This is a genomic window from Brevibacillus sp. SIMBA_040 (assembly GCF_046535075.1).
GTDB lineage: Bacteria > Bacillota > Bacilli > Brevibacillales > Brevibacillaceae > Brevibacillus.
The window spans coordinates 163,503-177,697 of sequence record NZ_JAWRXI010000008.1 but is presented as its reverse complement, the minus strand read 5'-3'; the positions used below and the strand labels follow the sequence as shown (position 1 = coordinate 177,697).

At 48.4% G+C, this 14,195-nt stretch carries 15 protein-coding genes; 2 read left to right on the top strand and 13 right to left on the bottom strand.

Features of this window, described 5'->3' with window-relative positions; genetic code table 11:
• Positions 1–256 precede the first annotated feature (256 nt).
• Genes SB752_RS15340 through SB752_RS15330 form a run of 3 tightly spaced genes read right to left on the bottom strand, consistent with a single transcriptional unit; the run spans position 257 to position 2,063 of the window.
• The gene (locus tag SB752_RS15340; protein WP_410716495.1) at positions 257–382 is read right to left on the bottom strand and encodes an NADPH-dependent FMN reductase; all 126 of its coding nucleotides are present in this window, start codon (positions 380–382) and stop codon (positions 257–259) included.
• The gene (locus SB752_RS15335; RefSeq protein ID WP_410716494.1) at positions 342–554 is read right to left on the bottom strand and encodes an NADPH-dependent FMN reductase family protein; all 213 of its coding nucleotides are present in this window, start codon (positions 552–554) and stop codon (positions 342–344) included. The genes SB752_RS15340 and SB752_RS15335 overlap by 41 nt, the downstream gene beginning before the upstream one ends.
• Positions 555–584: 30 nt before the next feature.
• Positions 585–2,063, bottom strand: coding sequence for a 4-hydroxyphenylacetate 3-hydroxylase family protein (locus SB752_RS15330; protein ID WP_410716493.1), 1,479 nt, complete (start codon positions 2,061–2,063; stop codon positions 585–587).
• 356 nt (positions 2,064–2,419) lie between these two features.
• Here SB752_RS15330 and SB752_RS15325 point away from each other — a divergent pair, with 356 nt between their 5' ends.
• Together SB752_RS15325 and SB752_RS15320 are read left to right on the top strand one after the other, a co-directional pair.
• On the top strand, positions 2,420–3,067 hold the full coding sequence (locus tag SB752_RS15325) for a Crp/Fnr family transcriptional regulator (protein WP_410716604.1): 648 nt from the start codon (positions 2,420–2,422) through the stop codon (positions 3,065–3,067).
• 84 nt (positions 3,068–3,151) lie between these two features.
• On the top strand, positions 3,152–3,781 hold the full coding sequence (locus tag SB752_RS15320; protein ID WP_410716492.1) for a Crp/Fnr family transcriptional regulator: 630 nt from the start codon (positions 3,152–3,154) through the stop codon (positions 3,779–3,781).
• A 99-nt stretch (positions 3,782–3,880) separates the two neighbouring features.
• Here SB752_RS15320 and SB752_RS15315 read toward each other — a convergent pair whose 3' ends face one another.
• The 10 genes from SB752_RS15315 to SB752_RS15270 form a co-directional block, all read right to left on the bottom strand.
• Complete coding sequence (locus SB752_RS15315) at positions 3,881–4,054, bottom strand: arginase family protein (RefSeq protein WP_410716491.1); 174 nt, start codon at positions 4,052–4,054, stop codon at positions 3,881–3,883.
• Positions 4,055–4,092: 38 nt separating this feature from the next.
• The gene (locus tag SB752_RS15310) at positions 4,093–5,184 is read right to left on the bottom strand and encodes a M24 family metallopeptidase (protein ID WP_410716490.1); all 1,092 of its coding nucleotides are present in this window, start codon (positions 5,182–5,184) and stop codon (positions 4,093–4,095) included.
• A gap of 67 nt (positions 5,185–5,251) precedes the next feature.
• On the bottom strand, positions 5,252–6,931 hold the full coding sequence (locus SB752_RS15305; protein ID WP_410716489.1) for a peptide ABC transporter substrate-binding protein: 1,680 nt from the start codon (positions 6,929–6,931) through the stop codon (positions 5,252–5,254).
• A gap of 73 nt (positions 6,932–7,004) precedes the next feature.
• On the bottom strand, positions 7,005–7,343 hold the full coding sequence (locus tag SB752_RS15300) for a cupin domain-containing protein (protein ID WP_410716488.1): 339 nt from the start codon (positions 7,341–7,343) through the stop codon (positions 7,005–7,007).
• Positions 7,344–7,443: 100 nt separating this feature from the next.
• Positions 7,444–7,998 carry a helix-turn-helix domain-containing protein gene (locus SB752_RS15295; RefSeq protein WP_410716603.1) on the bottom strand — a complete coding sequence of 185 codons (555 nt, stop codon included), beginning with the start codon at positions 7,996–7,998 and terminating at the stop codon, positions 7,444–7,446.
• A 360-nt stretch (positions 7,999–8,358) separates the two neighbouring features.
• A complete protein-coding gene (locus SB752_RS15290; RefSeq protein WP_410716487.1) occupies positions 8,359–9,594 on the bottom strand; it encodes a cyanophycinase in 1,236 nt (411 codons plus the stop codon).
• A 10-nt stretch (positions 9,595–9,604) separates the two neighbouring features.
• Positions 9,605–10,627, bottom strand: coding sequence for an asparaginase (locus SB752_RS15285; RefSeq protein ID WP_410716486.1), 1,023 nt, complete (start codon positions 10,625–10,627; stop codon positions 9,605–9,607).
• Positions 10,628–10,641: 14 nt separating this feature from the next.
• Positions 10,642–11,610, bottom strand: a complete 969-nt coding sequence (locus SB752_RS15280) for an ABC transporter ATP-binding protein (RefSeq protein WP_410716485.1) — start codon at positions 11,608–11,610, stop codon at positions 10,642–10,644.
• Positions 11,607–12,593, bottom strand: coding sequence for an ABC transporter ATP-binding protein (locus SB752_RS15275; RefSeq protein ID WP_410716484.1), 987 nt, complete (start codon positions 12,591–12,593; stop codon positions 11,607–11,609). The genes SB752_RS15280 and SB752_RS15275 overlap by 4 nt, the downstream gene beginning before the upstream one ends.
• A 12-nt stretch (positions 12,594–12,605) precedes the next feature.
• Positions 12,606–14,186: an ABC transporter permease gene (locus SB752_RS15270; protein ID WP_410716483.1), complete on the bottom strand. Its 1,581-nt coding sequence runs from the start codon at positions 14,184–14,186 to the stop codon at positions 12,606–12,608.
• Positions 14,187–14,195: the final 9 nt, after the last annotated feature.

Genomic DNA, 14,195 nt, shown 5'->3' with positions numbered 1-14,195 from the left:
ACTAAGCAAATCATGTGCCAAGACAATTTCATAAACAAGTTGGCGCATGTATCAAGCTGTCTTCGTGAGTGACATCCAATAAATAGACAAAAAAACTTGCAAGATATCCGCAAGATTTTTTGTCTAGTACAGCCCTCATTTTCTGATTTCTTTAGCATTATCAACCATTAACGTTTTTCTCCTGGCTGCTTCAATGTCTTTTGCATATGAACGAGTTCTCGTGCAAGATCGCTGATTCTGTGCAAAACGTCTTCGTCTATAATTTCGTGATATGATCAAACAAATTTTTGAGCGCCCCTGTCATCGAGCCTTGGAAAACAGGCGTTCCAAATAGATAAAAATCAGCTGAGGATACCTTCTCGATCACTTTTTTTCGTATCATCCGTGTATGTCTCCGGATCCCTTCCGTCACACAGAGACATCCGATGCTCGCGCAAATCAAGCAGCTCCACATTGATTTCCGGCGCTACTTTTTTCACTTCATCCAGAACGCTTTGCACGACGATGCTTGTTTTCGCTCCGATCAATGTGCCTGCTATACCCAATAGTTTCATGGCCTTCCCTTCCTATCTGTCTGGACTTGTTTAACAAACCTCAGATGACGATTTGGCACCAAATACTCTGAGCGCGTCATCCACCATCGTGCATGCGTGATACTTCTTATAATTATTGTAAAAAATCGCTAATTTCCGTACCGGATCCCCGGTATAGTATCGTTCATATTGTAGCAAACGCTGCCCGAAAGCTTCCCCGCACAGATCCCATGCCAGCTTGAATAGGCGAACCCGATCTGTACCGGAGATACCCTCCCGTCCCGCATAAAACGTTTCCACATCCCCCACCAACTCTGGGTGCTCCATATCACTGTCAGTCGGGGACATGAGCAATCCGCCTGCTCCAATAATTTGTATGACTTCGATCGCACGCGGGTACAGCTTCGGAAGCAATCCACGAATGGTTTCAAGCTGTACGTAACCCGGCATAAGCTCGCCCGACGGCAATGTCTCATATTCTAGTTCTGCTGTCTTCAAGAGCGCTCTGACCGATTCCAACGATTGAGCGAGCTCCCCGAGATTATTCTGGACATTCGGATACACGTCTACCCCGATGGAGTCTGCGAGCCGCATTGCGACTTCCGTGGCAAATTGGAGCTTCAGCAGTCCCTTTACCCCTGTCTGATGCGCCGGCTGCTGTCCGATGCCTGTCTTTGGATATAGCAGGTTGGCCGCTTCTACGTTGTTGTAGAGGAACAAGCGCTCCCAAGGTACGAGTACATCATGAAAGACAAGAACAGCATCCATTTCCTCGAATCGCGATGCCAAAGGATGGTCATAAACGGAACGAATACCATCCTGCATGGGCTCTCTACAAATGATGCGCAGGCCCGGCGTGTGAATCGGAATGGCAAATGCCAGGGCGTAACGTTCATCTCCTGGTTTGAAGCCCGGGAACGAATAAATGATGACTTCATCCGTGATCGGCGCCAGCGTTGCAAGCATTTTCGCCCCTCTGACAATTAGCCCTTCCGGAGTCTCCTTTACAGCTCCTAAATGGGTATACACATCCTTTTGTTCATGGGAGGATTTGCTGCGGTCATTTTGTGGATTGATAATCGCATGTGTTAAAAACAAGTCTTGGTCGCGAACATACTTGTAATAATTTCTCACGTTTTCCGCCCACTGCGGATTGTACCTTTCCAAGAAAGACGCATTGCTGTAGAGAGACGTCAAAACAACATTGAGAAAATCCGGCGTTCTTCCCATCAAGCCAAAAGTGGCTTCCGCATAAGCTTCGTACAATGCTCGTTTCGCCTGCAATTCCTTCGGGGTCTTTGCAACGAGAAAAGCGTTGTTCACACGTTCACCGGTCTCCGGACAAACATGGGTAATCCTCTCCTGGTACTTCTCGTCATGCTGCATGTCATACAGTTTGGCTATTTCATGAATTGGCTGTCGAAAAACCGCTTCTTCACATACATCTGTCACCTTCCTGCCTTGCAGCCAAATCTCAGGCTGTCGTGATCTCAAGCCCTGCATGTACTGGGCACCTGTACGGATTCCCATCACAATTCCTCCCTGTTGTTTTTTAGTTTGATAGCGTCATTTTCATCCTTAGATCGCATTATAATATCTGATTTTTCCGTAAATTGTAGTCCACTTAACATCAAAGCTGAAAAAGATAAGAACTGTTGAGAAGGTTACTCGGATCCCTAAGAAAGAAACCGCAGAGACCGCGAGTTCAAACAGAGGAAACTTGGTATCTGTAAACTAATTAACATGATTTCTGTTTTTCTTTTGGATACACGTCATTTTCCATGTTGAATATTGTTAAAGCGCTTTTTATTTTTATATAATCATGATAACGAGTTCAGAAAATTAAGATTATAAGGCAAAAAATCGTGAGGAAGGGAGTATTGATGATGGTATCCCCATTTGAAACCGATTTGAAATGGGAAACCCTCTTAAAATACGGCACCCGTCAATTTGTGAAAAGAAAAACGGCAATCTATAAGCAAGAAACGCTGGGAGAAGGCTTTTATTATCTTCATAAGGGACTTGTCAAGATTGTAACTTCAACCTTTAAGGGGAAAGATCGTCTAGTAAACATCGTAGTCCCTGGTCAAATCATGGGGCTTCAGACTATGGATCAGCAACCCCATTTCACAACGGCTATTGCTGTAAAAAATGCAGTCATCTATCATTTCTCCTGTACGCAATTCCTCGAAACGCTGAAGGTACGACCTGAGCTCTTGCCACTTTTAACTCAAACAATCAATCAAAAAATGCGGATTCTTCTGACTGCCATCAACATGAAAGCATTGACTTCAGAAGAACAAATCGCCCGTCTCCTGCTTAACATTTGCGAAGACTTTAAAAACCACGAAGTACCCCTCACTCAACAGGAGCTTGCTGATTGTGCTGGTCTCACCCGTATCACCGTCTACAAGATCCTGAAGGCATGGAAGGAACGTGGCATCATTGAAATCAGAAACCGAGCCTTTGTTGTCAAACGCCCAGATATGCTAAAACCTCCACATCTCACGGCATGTACTACTTACACCGTGTAAGAGTGTCGAATTGATAAGAGTCACTCCTATTCACTTCTAAATTAGAACCGTCGTGACGTCTAATAAATGTGAAAGGTGGTCACAATGGCATATCTCCGCTCTCAGTGGGCCCCGTACCTTATATACGGCAAGAAGATCGAAATGGGCAAAAACAAAACAATCTACCGTCAAGGTGATGTGGGAACCGGTTTTTACTATTTAGACAAAGGGAGCGTAAAGATCACTCTCTTATCTGAGAACGGCCATGAGCGGTCTATCGATTACATTCCATCCGGAGGTTTGTTCGGGGAACACGGCTCCTACAAGGGCTCATACCTGACATCTGCCATAACTACTGCTACTTCCGTCATCTACTTTTTCTCCGACGAGGTCTTATCCCGCATATGTCAAGACCACCCCCAAGCGGCAGTGATCTTCACCAATTCACAGATCTATAAGCTACGTCTCCTGGCTGAAATCATCGCGTTCACTGACAGCCCAATTGAACAGCAGATGGCTAATTTTTTACTCAAACTTATAGCTGTTCATGAAGATAATACTATTCCCATCGATCAGACGTCTTTTGCACGCTATATTGATACGTCCCGCATTACCGTGAATAAGATTTTGCAGAAATGGCGACAGCAAGGCTTGATTGAATTGTCTGAACGTAGTGCCATCCGAGTAGTGGATTTAAAGAGCTTACGTGGAATTGTGAAAACCGATGTCACATGACTTGTATTCGTCAAACTAAGGCGAAAGCAGAAACGCGAACAAAAAAATCACGACTCTGTTGAATGCAGGAGCACTCAGAAAGAATCGTGATCTGGGATCTCACTTCCCACCCTCGGGCTTGTTTTTGCGCAAATAATGCCCCCAGCATTCTGTCAGTATTTTCCGAGCGGCAAAGACAGCCACTGAAGAGTTATCCAATGAGGGGGACACTTCTACAACGTCAAAACCGATTATCTTACTTTGTCGAGGTTGCGAGACTGAACAATTTGACACATGCCGCAGAACGGTTTCGGGTTGACATCTGCTTCTATCTAAACACCGATTATTTTCAGTTCTTTCGGATAGGACGTCAGCACCTCGGCACCATCCTTCGTTACCCACACATTATCCTCGATGCGAACTCCTGCAAACTGTGGAATATAGATCCCTGGCTCAATCGTGAACACCATACCTTCTCTAACGAGGTCCTGGTTGTTCCCGTGAATGGACGGGTATTCGTGAATTTCCAGACCCAGCCCATGCCCGACACGATTGAGGAAATACTCGCCGTATCCTTTTTGCTGTAAAATATCACGGGCCGTCTGATCGATACTGGCAAAGGTGACCCCTGGCCGAACCGCTGCAATCGCCGCGATATTAGCCTGCAAGACCGTTTCGTACATTTCGGTCAGCTTTTCATCCACTTCACCAACACCAAACGTTCGTGAAATGTCGGACAAGTATCCATCCACGACCACTCCAGTATCAAACAACAGCAATTCTCCCTCCTGGATTTTGCGACTGCCCGGAACTCCATGAGGCTGGGACGCTTTTTCTCCAGACAAGACGATTGTTGAGAATGCTGGAGCATCGCCGCCGCGCTTTTTCATCTGGTATTCCATTTCCGCAACAATCTCAGTTTCCGTTATACCTGGCTTCACATAGGGGATGGTCGCTTGCAGCACTTCTTCGATGAGGCGGATGGCCTTCTTCATAATCACGATCTCTTCCGGGCCTTTCACCATTCTCATCTCGCGCAAAGGCTCTCCGGCATCAACGGATACGTTAGCGCCAGTCGCTTCCATCACAGCTCGGTAGCGAGCCACGTGCAAATGCTCCTCCTCTACGGCGAGCTTTGCGATCGGAGCGGGCAGCTTCTCTTTTAGCAATGCATATGGATCGGACGAATCGCTATGCGCAAAAATAGTCGTCACACTTGAGGCTAGCTGCGCTTTCTCCAGATCGAGCAATGGTACAATCAGAAACGGTTGCTCGCCCTTTGGCAAAACCAGTCCCATAAACCGCTTGTTCGGCTCATTGAGAAAGCCAGTCAGGTAATAAATATGCTTTGGCAGAGTGATCAGCATGGCATCCACACCGCTTTGTTCCATATAAGCATACAGTTTTTCCAGGCGCTCATTCATGGACACTCAACACACCTTTCCCTATTGTTGTGCTTTCCTATCCCTTGATGATTAGCCATGATTTCGCTTACTTAGGCGTGATCTCCACTGTTTTGTAATCCATCAGTGCTGCAGGATGACGCAAGATGCCTTTTACGTTCGGCTGCTCCATGTATGCCTTTGTACTGTAGTAAAGCGGCAACACAGGCATATCGTCAAAGAACATCTTCTCTGCATCGTGCATGAGGGAAAAACGCGTTTTCTCATCCGGCTCTACGCTCGCTTTTTGAATCAATTCATCGAATGCCTTGTTGCTGTAGTTAATCCGATTGCCAGGGTGACCGGTCTGAAAAATCTCGATGAAATTGAGTGGGTCTGCATAGTCCGCATAGAATGTGGAGAGTGACATCTGATGTTTGCTCGCGCGCTGCTCATCGAGGAATACCTTCCACTCACGGCTATCCAGCTTCACTTCGACGCCTAGATTTTTCTTGAACATTTCTTGCAATACTTGTGCGACTGTCTTGTTCAAAGCGTTCGTATCATACGTGAGTGTCACTTCCGGCAGCGTGGTCCATCCCTCTTCTTGCATGCCTTGTGCCAGAAGTGCTTTTGCCTGTTCCAAATCATTGTCCTTGAAGAGCTCCCCACCTACCTGACGGAAGTCTTTGCCATCCGGCTCAGGGAAACCAACCGGCACGATGCCCATTGCTGGCACCTGCTTGCCTTGTGTCACCTTGTCGATGAGCAGCTGACGGTTTACCGAAAGCGCAAACGCCTTGCGAACGTTTTTGTTGGTGAATGGCGGCATGGCTGTGTTCAAACGATAGAAGCTAGTTGCTGCTTCTGGGGCAATTTTGGCTTCACCAGATGCCAGCAGCTTTTCTTTTGAATCTTTTGGCACAGTTTCGATGTTATCGAGCTCGCCAGTCTGGAACATTTGGAACTGCGTATTTTCGTCATTAATCATGACCCAGTTGATGCCCGCCAGCTTGACTTTATCCTTATCCCAGTAATTTTCGTTTTTTACCGCTTTAATCGATTGGTCATGAGTCCACTCCGTAAGCGTAAATGGTCCATTGGAGATGATGGTGGATGCATCGGCAGACCAGTTCGGATTGGCTTCCACGGTCTTTTTGTTTACTGGGTAGAATACCGGGGTTGCAACCAGGTTCAGAAAGTAGCCTGTCGGCGCTTTCAGTGTCACTTCCAGCGTTTTGTCATCAATAGCTTTTACCTTCACATCATCAGCGGTGCCTTCGCCTTTGTTGAACTTTTCGGCGCCCTCGATTACATACGCGAGGAACGCTGCCGGAAAGGCGTTTTTCGGATCAACCATGCGTTTCCAAGCCAATTCGAAGTCATGGGCGGTTACTGGGTCGCCATTGGACCATTTGCTGTCCCGCAGCTTGAACGTATATTTCTTGCCGCCTTCGGAAATCTCCCATTTCTCCGCGATCGCCGGTTGAGTCATATGGTTTTCATCCAATCGCACAAGACCCTCCAGCACGTTGTAAAGCACCTCAAACGCTACCGGATCATACGCTTTTGGTGGATCAAGAGAGACTGGCTCTGTTTTCAGGTTAGACCGCAAAAATGCCTGTGTATTGGTATTGTCTTTCGGTGCCTCCTGTGTCGCTTGCGGTGATTGATTGTTGTCTGCTGGCTTGCTAGTTGCTGACGGTTGGCTGCTGCATCCAGCCAATGCCAGGCTGGCCATTAGCGTAAGCGTACTGACAAGTTTTAAAACCTTTGGCGCTTTCCTCATCACAATATCCCCCTTGCTTATACCTATTTGTCTATTTATTTTGATATGGACCCTGATTGAAAGGGCACGTATATCAACGTTCCACGAGCACCCAGACGATCTCACAGTCCTCGTCTCCGGCATTGTACGCCCAGTGCTCTTCTCCGGCTGGGATCAACGTCGCTTCCCCTGCTGAAACCATGTACTCTTTTCCCCCACTGCCAGTCTGAATGGTCCCGCGAATGATATAAGAATACTCATCCTGTTCGTGTGACCCTTGACCATGCATAGGGACGCGTGCTTTAGGCGGAATGACCACAGTGCCAAACATGACCTTTCCTCCCTCGATGATGTCTTTCGGAAACAACGTTTTTAGCAAAGTATCCCCTGGTCGGTCATCCGGTTTCACTTCTTTAGCGTTGATTACGATCATTGCATAATTCCTCCCTATAGCTATTTTTGGACAACATAAATAAACAGAAATTTCGGAAAATTTTCCGCAAAAAAAAGAATGTGTCTGTTTTTACACTCCTCTAGTTGTTTATTTTAAAGATGACTGGCGTCAACACGCTGATTACCTGTGCAGCTTCTTCCGTTGGATTAAACCACGTATGATCGAGAGTCGATGGAAAGTGGATCGTGTCTCCTTTGGATAGGTGATACTCCTGGCCTTCCACAGTGAAAATGACTTGACCATCGATGACGTAGTAAAACTCCTCCCCTGGATGGTTAAACACCACATCCTGCTTTTGTCCAGGCGGCAGCGTTACATGAAACGGCTCCAGCGCCCTACCCGTAAAATCACCACCCAAGCGCACATAGATTGCGCTCGATCCCTCAATCTGAAATTGCTTTCGCTCAGACTCAGGCACAAAGTACTGTGAATTTTGCTGTTCTTCGAAAAAAGCGGTAATGGGCACATTCAGCACCTCGGCGATTTTTTGCAGAGATGTGATAGCGAGTGAACTATTGCCTCTCTCCACCTGCGACAAGAAGCTAATCGACAAGCCCGACTTGGCGCTAAGTTCTTTTAAGGTCATGTTCTGCTGTGTGCGCAGCTCGCGAATCTTCTCATAGATGCTTTCCAGAAACTTGTTCCTCCTGTCTGAATTGAATTCATTTTCTGATTTTTTGTTCCATGAAAATATATTATTCCTATACCGTAATCTTGTAAAGGGTTTTTTTGGAATACTGTAATGAATTTTTGTGTCATAAAAACGAGGTAGCTATCGACATAACTAATTGGGAAATATAAAAACTTCGCAAATGAATAGGGGACTGACCCCGGTCCGTATGACAGGGGTCAGTCCGTTAGATCACTTTTCGAAGCTTTTTACGTTTTCAAAGCTTTTGATAGGTCCTCTTAAAAAATTGGTCTCACTACTTTTTGGATTTGCTTGCATGTCATTGCCTCATCCAAGCGGATGGCAAAAAAGTGAAGCCATTCATTATTTCGACTCTTTTACCTGAACCTCGATCGGAATGATATCCATTCGCACATGAAGCGCAGAGGAAGCATACTCGGTTGCATCATAGTACCCGATTGTCTCGGCTGTTTTGGTGAAGACGACGGATACGCCTTTTCCCTTCTTACTCGAGTCGAGACTGAACGCCAGACCGCGTGATTGCTTTTCCGTATTATCGATCAAATCATCCAGCAGGGCCGTTTTCGCAGCGTCCGAGCCAAAAATGTTCGTGTTCAGCGAATTTCCTTCGTAATATTCTTTCCCTTTTGGAATCAGTGTTTTGGATTCATCCATGGTGAACTGTTTGGTGGCAAAATTGTATTTGTCCCCTTTTTCGATATAGGAAACATCAACGTTTTCATAGGCACCTTTTTTGCTCAGAGTTGTTTTTGACACGTCGATCAAGAACATGCCGCTTGCGCCGATGACCTGGATCTCGCTGCCTTTCACAACCATCGCAGAATTTTCATCAATACCAAAGCCGAAGTTCATTTTTTCATGGACTAGGGCCACGACGAGACGACCGATCCGGCCGCGCTTGCTGAAGTGCTGGTCAACGATTCCGCCTTCAAAAAAGCCAAGACCTTTCGTCACCCACAATCCGGGTTTGTCTCCATCGTAGGTCACACCCTTTTCGAATGTTTCCAACGAGGTAGTGTTCTGGATCATCGGATTGGACATAATCGCTGCTCCTGCGGATGAGCCGCTTACCATACCTCCTGCCTTGTACAAATCCCACACTGCAGTGAGCGCCTTTGTATGGGAACCGTCCGGATTATAAAACGCTTTGGTGATGCGCGACTGGTCACCGCCAACGAAAAAGAGCCCCGTGCTTTCGGAAATGGCTTTCACGACATCTGCGTTGTTCACCTTTTCGGTGTAGTTCTTTTCAGTAATGTCGATGATGCGGACATGATCCGCCGGAATGCCGTACGCTTCCAAATCTTTTTTCATCTCGTTCGACGAGGTCATGGAACCGCTGGCTGTGGGAAAAATCCCGATAACAGCCTTTTCCTTTCCCCCTGAAAGCTCAATCATTTTGTTGTAGATGTCTGCGTTGTTGGTTTCCAGGTTTCCGCCAATAATAATGAGTGATCCTTTGGCTGCAGCTGTACTTTCTTCCGCAAATGCTCCCTGCACTCCTCCTGCTACCATTAAAATGGAAGTCAGGAAAATGGAGAGCAGCTTCGAGACGTTACGTTTCACAAGTGACATCATGATATCCCCCTTAGTGAATGGTGTTTGCTGCTTTCAATTGGAAAATGGGCTCTACGCTACCGACCACCTCACCCTTGCGATTTTCGATTACAGGCGTGTGAAAAGCTTTAAGAGCCATCTCTTCTTGCGAGGTAAGCTCCCCTAGCTGTTTCAGCACCTCAACAGCAGCCGGTGTAGCTGCCCTCCAATTACCGTCTTCTACCTTGATTGCGATACCGATCCCCCTATGTGGAAGCCCCAAGCAATACACACCTTCTGCACCGCCCTTTGCGATGATTTTTCCATTTCCTACCTTCATCAGCTCCGTGCAGAAATCATTCGTCCCGCTGATCATTTCTGGATACTGGACCATGGCGTGGGTAATTCGCTTGATTGCTTGCCTGAGCGATAGAGGCTCAATGTTATCGGGATTGGCTAATTTGGCGAAGACGAGCGCCAACTTGTGAAGCGGAATGGAAAAATTGGGCACGCCGCAGCCGTCGATGCCTGTCAACATCTGATCTTCCGGGATCTCAGCCAGCTCCGCCAGGCTTTCCGCCACTTTGCGCTGAACGGGGTGCTCCAAATGGTGATAGGTAGCGATATCACTTTCCAGGTGCATCGCTAACGCCAACATGCCGGCATGCTTGCCCGAGCAGTTGTTATGAATCGCGCTAGGCTCCTCCTGCCTTCGCACCATCTCCAGATAATGCGCCTGATTGTATGGCGGATGGGGCCCGCACTGTAGGTTTTCTTCTTGTAGCCCGATGCGAAACAGCATGGATTCGACGACCTGCGTGTGTTGCTCTTCTCCATTATGAGAACCGCAGCAAATGGCGATTTCCTTATCCGTCATCAGAAAACGCTCCGCGGCACCTGACTGCAGAACGGGAATGGCCTGTACCGGTTTCAATGCAGAGCGGGAAAAGGTCATCTTTGTGATGTCCCCTAGACCATATAGGAGATTGCCATCCCTATCCACGACGGCGATGCTCCCAGCGTGTTTGCTTTCGACTTGATTTCCGCGTTTGACTACTACCATTGTTTCTTCCATATGTGACTCCTCTCTTACGTAAAGAGATGACAGGCGACCAAATGATCGTCTTCCACCCTGCTGACACGAGGCCTTTCATGCTTGCAGATGTCTTTGGCACTCGGGCATCTAGTTACAAATGCACAACCCTTAGGGGGATTAGCTGGCGACGGCACTTCGCCGCGCAGCAAGATCCTCTCTTGTTTCTGCCGGGGGTCTGCAGCAGGGATGGCCGACAGGAGAGACTTCGTATACGGGTGGAGTGGATTTGCGTATATGCTGTCCGCCGCGCCAATCTCCGCCATTCGACCCAAATACATCACACCCAATCGGCTGCACAGATGCTTCACCACCGCCAGATCATGCGAAATAAATAGATACGTGAGCTGAAATTCTTCCTGTAAATCCTGGAGAAGATTAAGGATTTGCGATTGGATGGAGACATCAAGAGCGGAGACCGGTTCGTCAGCCACAATCAACTTCGGCTTCAGAATCAAAGCCCGTGCGATACAAATACGCTGCCGCTGTCCCCCAGAAAACTCGTGTGCGTACCGTTTCAGATAGGCAGGATTTAGTCCACAAACCTCCATCATCCGCTCGATAGTCCGCTTTCGCTCAGCCGCTTCCCCCACATGATGCGCCGTAAGCGGCTCCTCTAAAATTTGTTCAACAGTCAGACGTGGGTTTAGGGATGCATACGGGTCTTGAAACACCATTTGCAGGTCCTTTCGTCTCGAGAGCATCTCCTTCGGGGACAGGGCTGACAGGTTTTCCCCTGCAAAAAGCACCTGTCCACCGCTCGGCTTGATCAGATTCATGACGGTCCGACCGGTCGTGGACTTTCCGCAGCCCGACTCGCCAACCAAACCGAAAGTCTCTCCTTTGCCGATCGTAAACGAAACGTCATCTACGGCTTTGACATACCCTTGTGTCCGTTGAAATATGCCCTTTTTGATCGGAAAATGTACCTGTAGCTGTTGTACGTCTAATAGGGTATCGCTCATGATCGTCCCCCTTGCTCCACATACAGCCAGCATCGGCAGAAATGACCGCTGGAGAGCGGGATCAATTCCGGGTCCTCTTTTTCGCAGCGCTCGAAGGCTTTACTACACCTGTCACGGAAACGGCACCCCATCTGGATAGAACCAGCGGCCGGCACCTGTCCACCGATGGAAAACAAGCGGTGTTTTTTCTCATGCAAGCTAGGGATCGACTCAAGCAGTCCGCAGGTATAGGGATGCTTTGGATTGTGGAACAACGTATCCACATCTGCCTCCTCCACAATTTCTCCTGCATACATGACCATCACCCGATCGCACATTTCCGCGACGACTCCTAGGTCGTGCGTGATGAACAGGATGGAGGTATCTGTTTTTTCCTTCAGCTCCCGCATGAGATCCAAAATTTGCGCCTGGATCGTTACATCGAGTGCCGTCGTGGGTTCATCCGCGATCAACAGCTGCGGCTCGCAGGCGAGCCCGATCGCAATCATCACCCGTTGACGCATACCGCCAGACAGCTCATGCGGGTAACTGGAATATATCTCCTCCGCACGTGGTATGCCGACCAGCTTTAACATCTCGATCGATTTCGCTTTTGCTGCCTTTTTGGACAAGTCCGTGTGGAGCAGAATCACCTCGTCCAGCTGTCGTCCTATCGTGAATACAGGAGTCAGCGACGTCATCGGCTCCTGAAAAATCATCGAAATCTCATTGCCTCGGACCGCATTCATCTCTTTTTCCTTCAGTGCGAGGAGGTTGGTGCCCTTGTAGCGGATTTCTCCCGACGCGATACGCCCCGGAGGTGTCGGCACCAGCCTCATGATGGATAAGGAGGTAACGCTTTTGCCGCATCCGGATTCCCCGACTAGCCCCAAGGTCTCCCCCTTTTTCACTTGAAAAGAAATGCTGTTCACAACCGTATATTCTGTATCATCATTGCGAAAATTGACTGTTAAATCAGTTACTTCCAGCATGATGTTTTGCATGTGCCCCGCCTCCTAGTCCTTTAATTTCGGGTCAAGCGCATCACGCAGCCCATCGCCCATCAGGTTGAAGCAAAGAACAGTAATTACAATCGCGATGCCCGGAAAAAAGGTCGGGTGGAACAGATTACGGCTGTTATCCTTTGCCGCACTCAGCATGGCCCCCCATTCGGGAGCTGTAATATCGCCACCCAGCCCAAGAAAGCTCAGTGAAGCTCCGATAAGAATGGCGGTTCCAATCCGCATCGTCAAATACACCATTACTACAGAGATCGTACCTGGAAAGATATGTCGCCTGATGATGACAGAGTCACGGACCCCGATGGACCGTGCTGCCTCTACATAAGTCATCTCTTTCAGTGCCAGCGTACTACCCCGTACGATCCGAATGAAGATCGGAATCGTAAAGACAGACACAGCGAAGATGATATTCGTGATCCCGGGTCCAAGCAGGGCGATTACCGCGATTGCAAGCAAGATGCCTGGGAATGCAAGCAGTACATCTGTACATCGTGTAATCAATCCATCGATCCACCGACCCCAGTAACCGGCGATCAGCCCGAGAATCGTCCCGATAACTGCGCCGATCGAGACGGATACGAAACCAATCAGGAGTGTTTCTCTCGTTCCCCAAAGAACCCGGGAGAATATGTCTCGATTTTGGTGATCAGTGCCAAACCAGTGCAGGGAGGACGGCGGCTGGTGTTTATACGCATTCACCAGATTCATGACCAGACTGCCTGGCTCCATACGCACCGGAATGGCCTTACTAATCGGCAGATTCACAGCCACCGGAATCAGGGTAGAAATCTCATCAACTGAAACCTTGATCGTCCCTTCCCCATCTCCGACTGCGGTAATCGTGCCATCCTGACTCACTTCCACTACAGCGGGCATTAGCGATTGGAATGAAAGAGACCTACTATCTGCAGCTGCTTCAGCCGAATTGCTAAAGCCATCTGTCGAACTGGCAAAGCCATCGTTCGCTCTTGGTGCAGATGCCTCCATCGCCTCATCTTGCTTGGCAAACGACAGGATATCCGTCATTTCTGCCAGTTCCGTGCCGTCCGTCAAGATGGCACTAACGCCCGCTTTTACGCTCTCCCCTTTTTGCAAGGACTGCTTAGGGGCGGTAGCCACCAATTGGGACAGAGAGGGAAGTCCGTTATCCTGGCCGGACACCACCACTTTCAGGCGACTGACAATCTCTCCGTTTGATATCAGGATGGAGGTCGTTCCTTCACCACTCGCATATACGAACGCCCCGCTGTCCGTTTTCCGAGCTGCGGCGATCTGCCCATCCTCGCTTGTCAGGGTGAACTCGCTTCCAGCACTGTCATTGGCTTTGCTACCATCGCTCATCCAGACTGTTACCGACACCTGCTCACTCGTCAGCTGGCTCGCATCCATTCCTTTTTCCTTGTATTGATCTGTTACGGGCCGATGTGGGTCATATGGGACGAGCAGCGGAGCAAACACCCCCACGAAAACGATGCCAACGACGACAAACAGGGACCAGAGCGCAACGCGCTGCTTGCGAAACTTTTTCAGAAACGTCTGAAAAGGCGAGGGAGATTGGTTTTTCATTGTTTGCATATCGGTCTC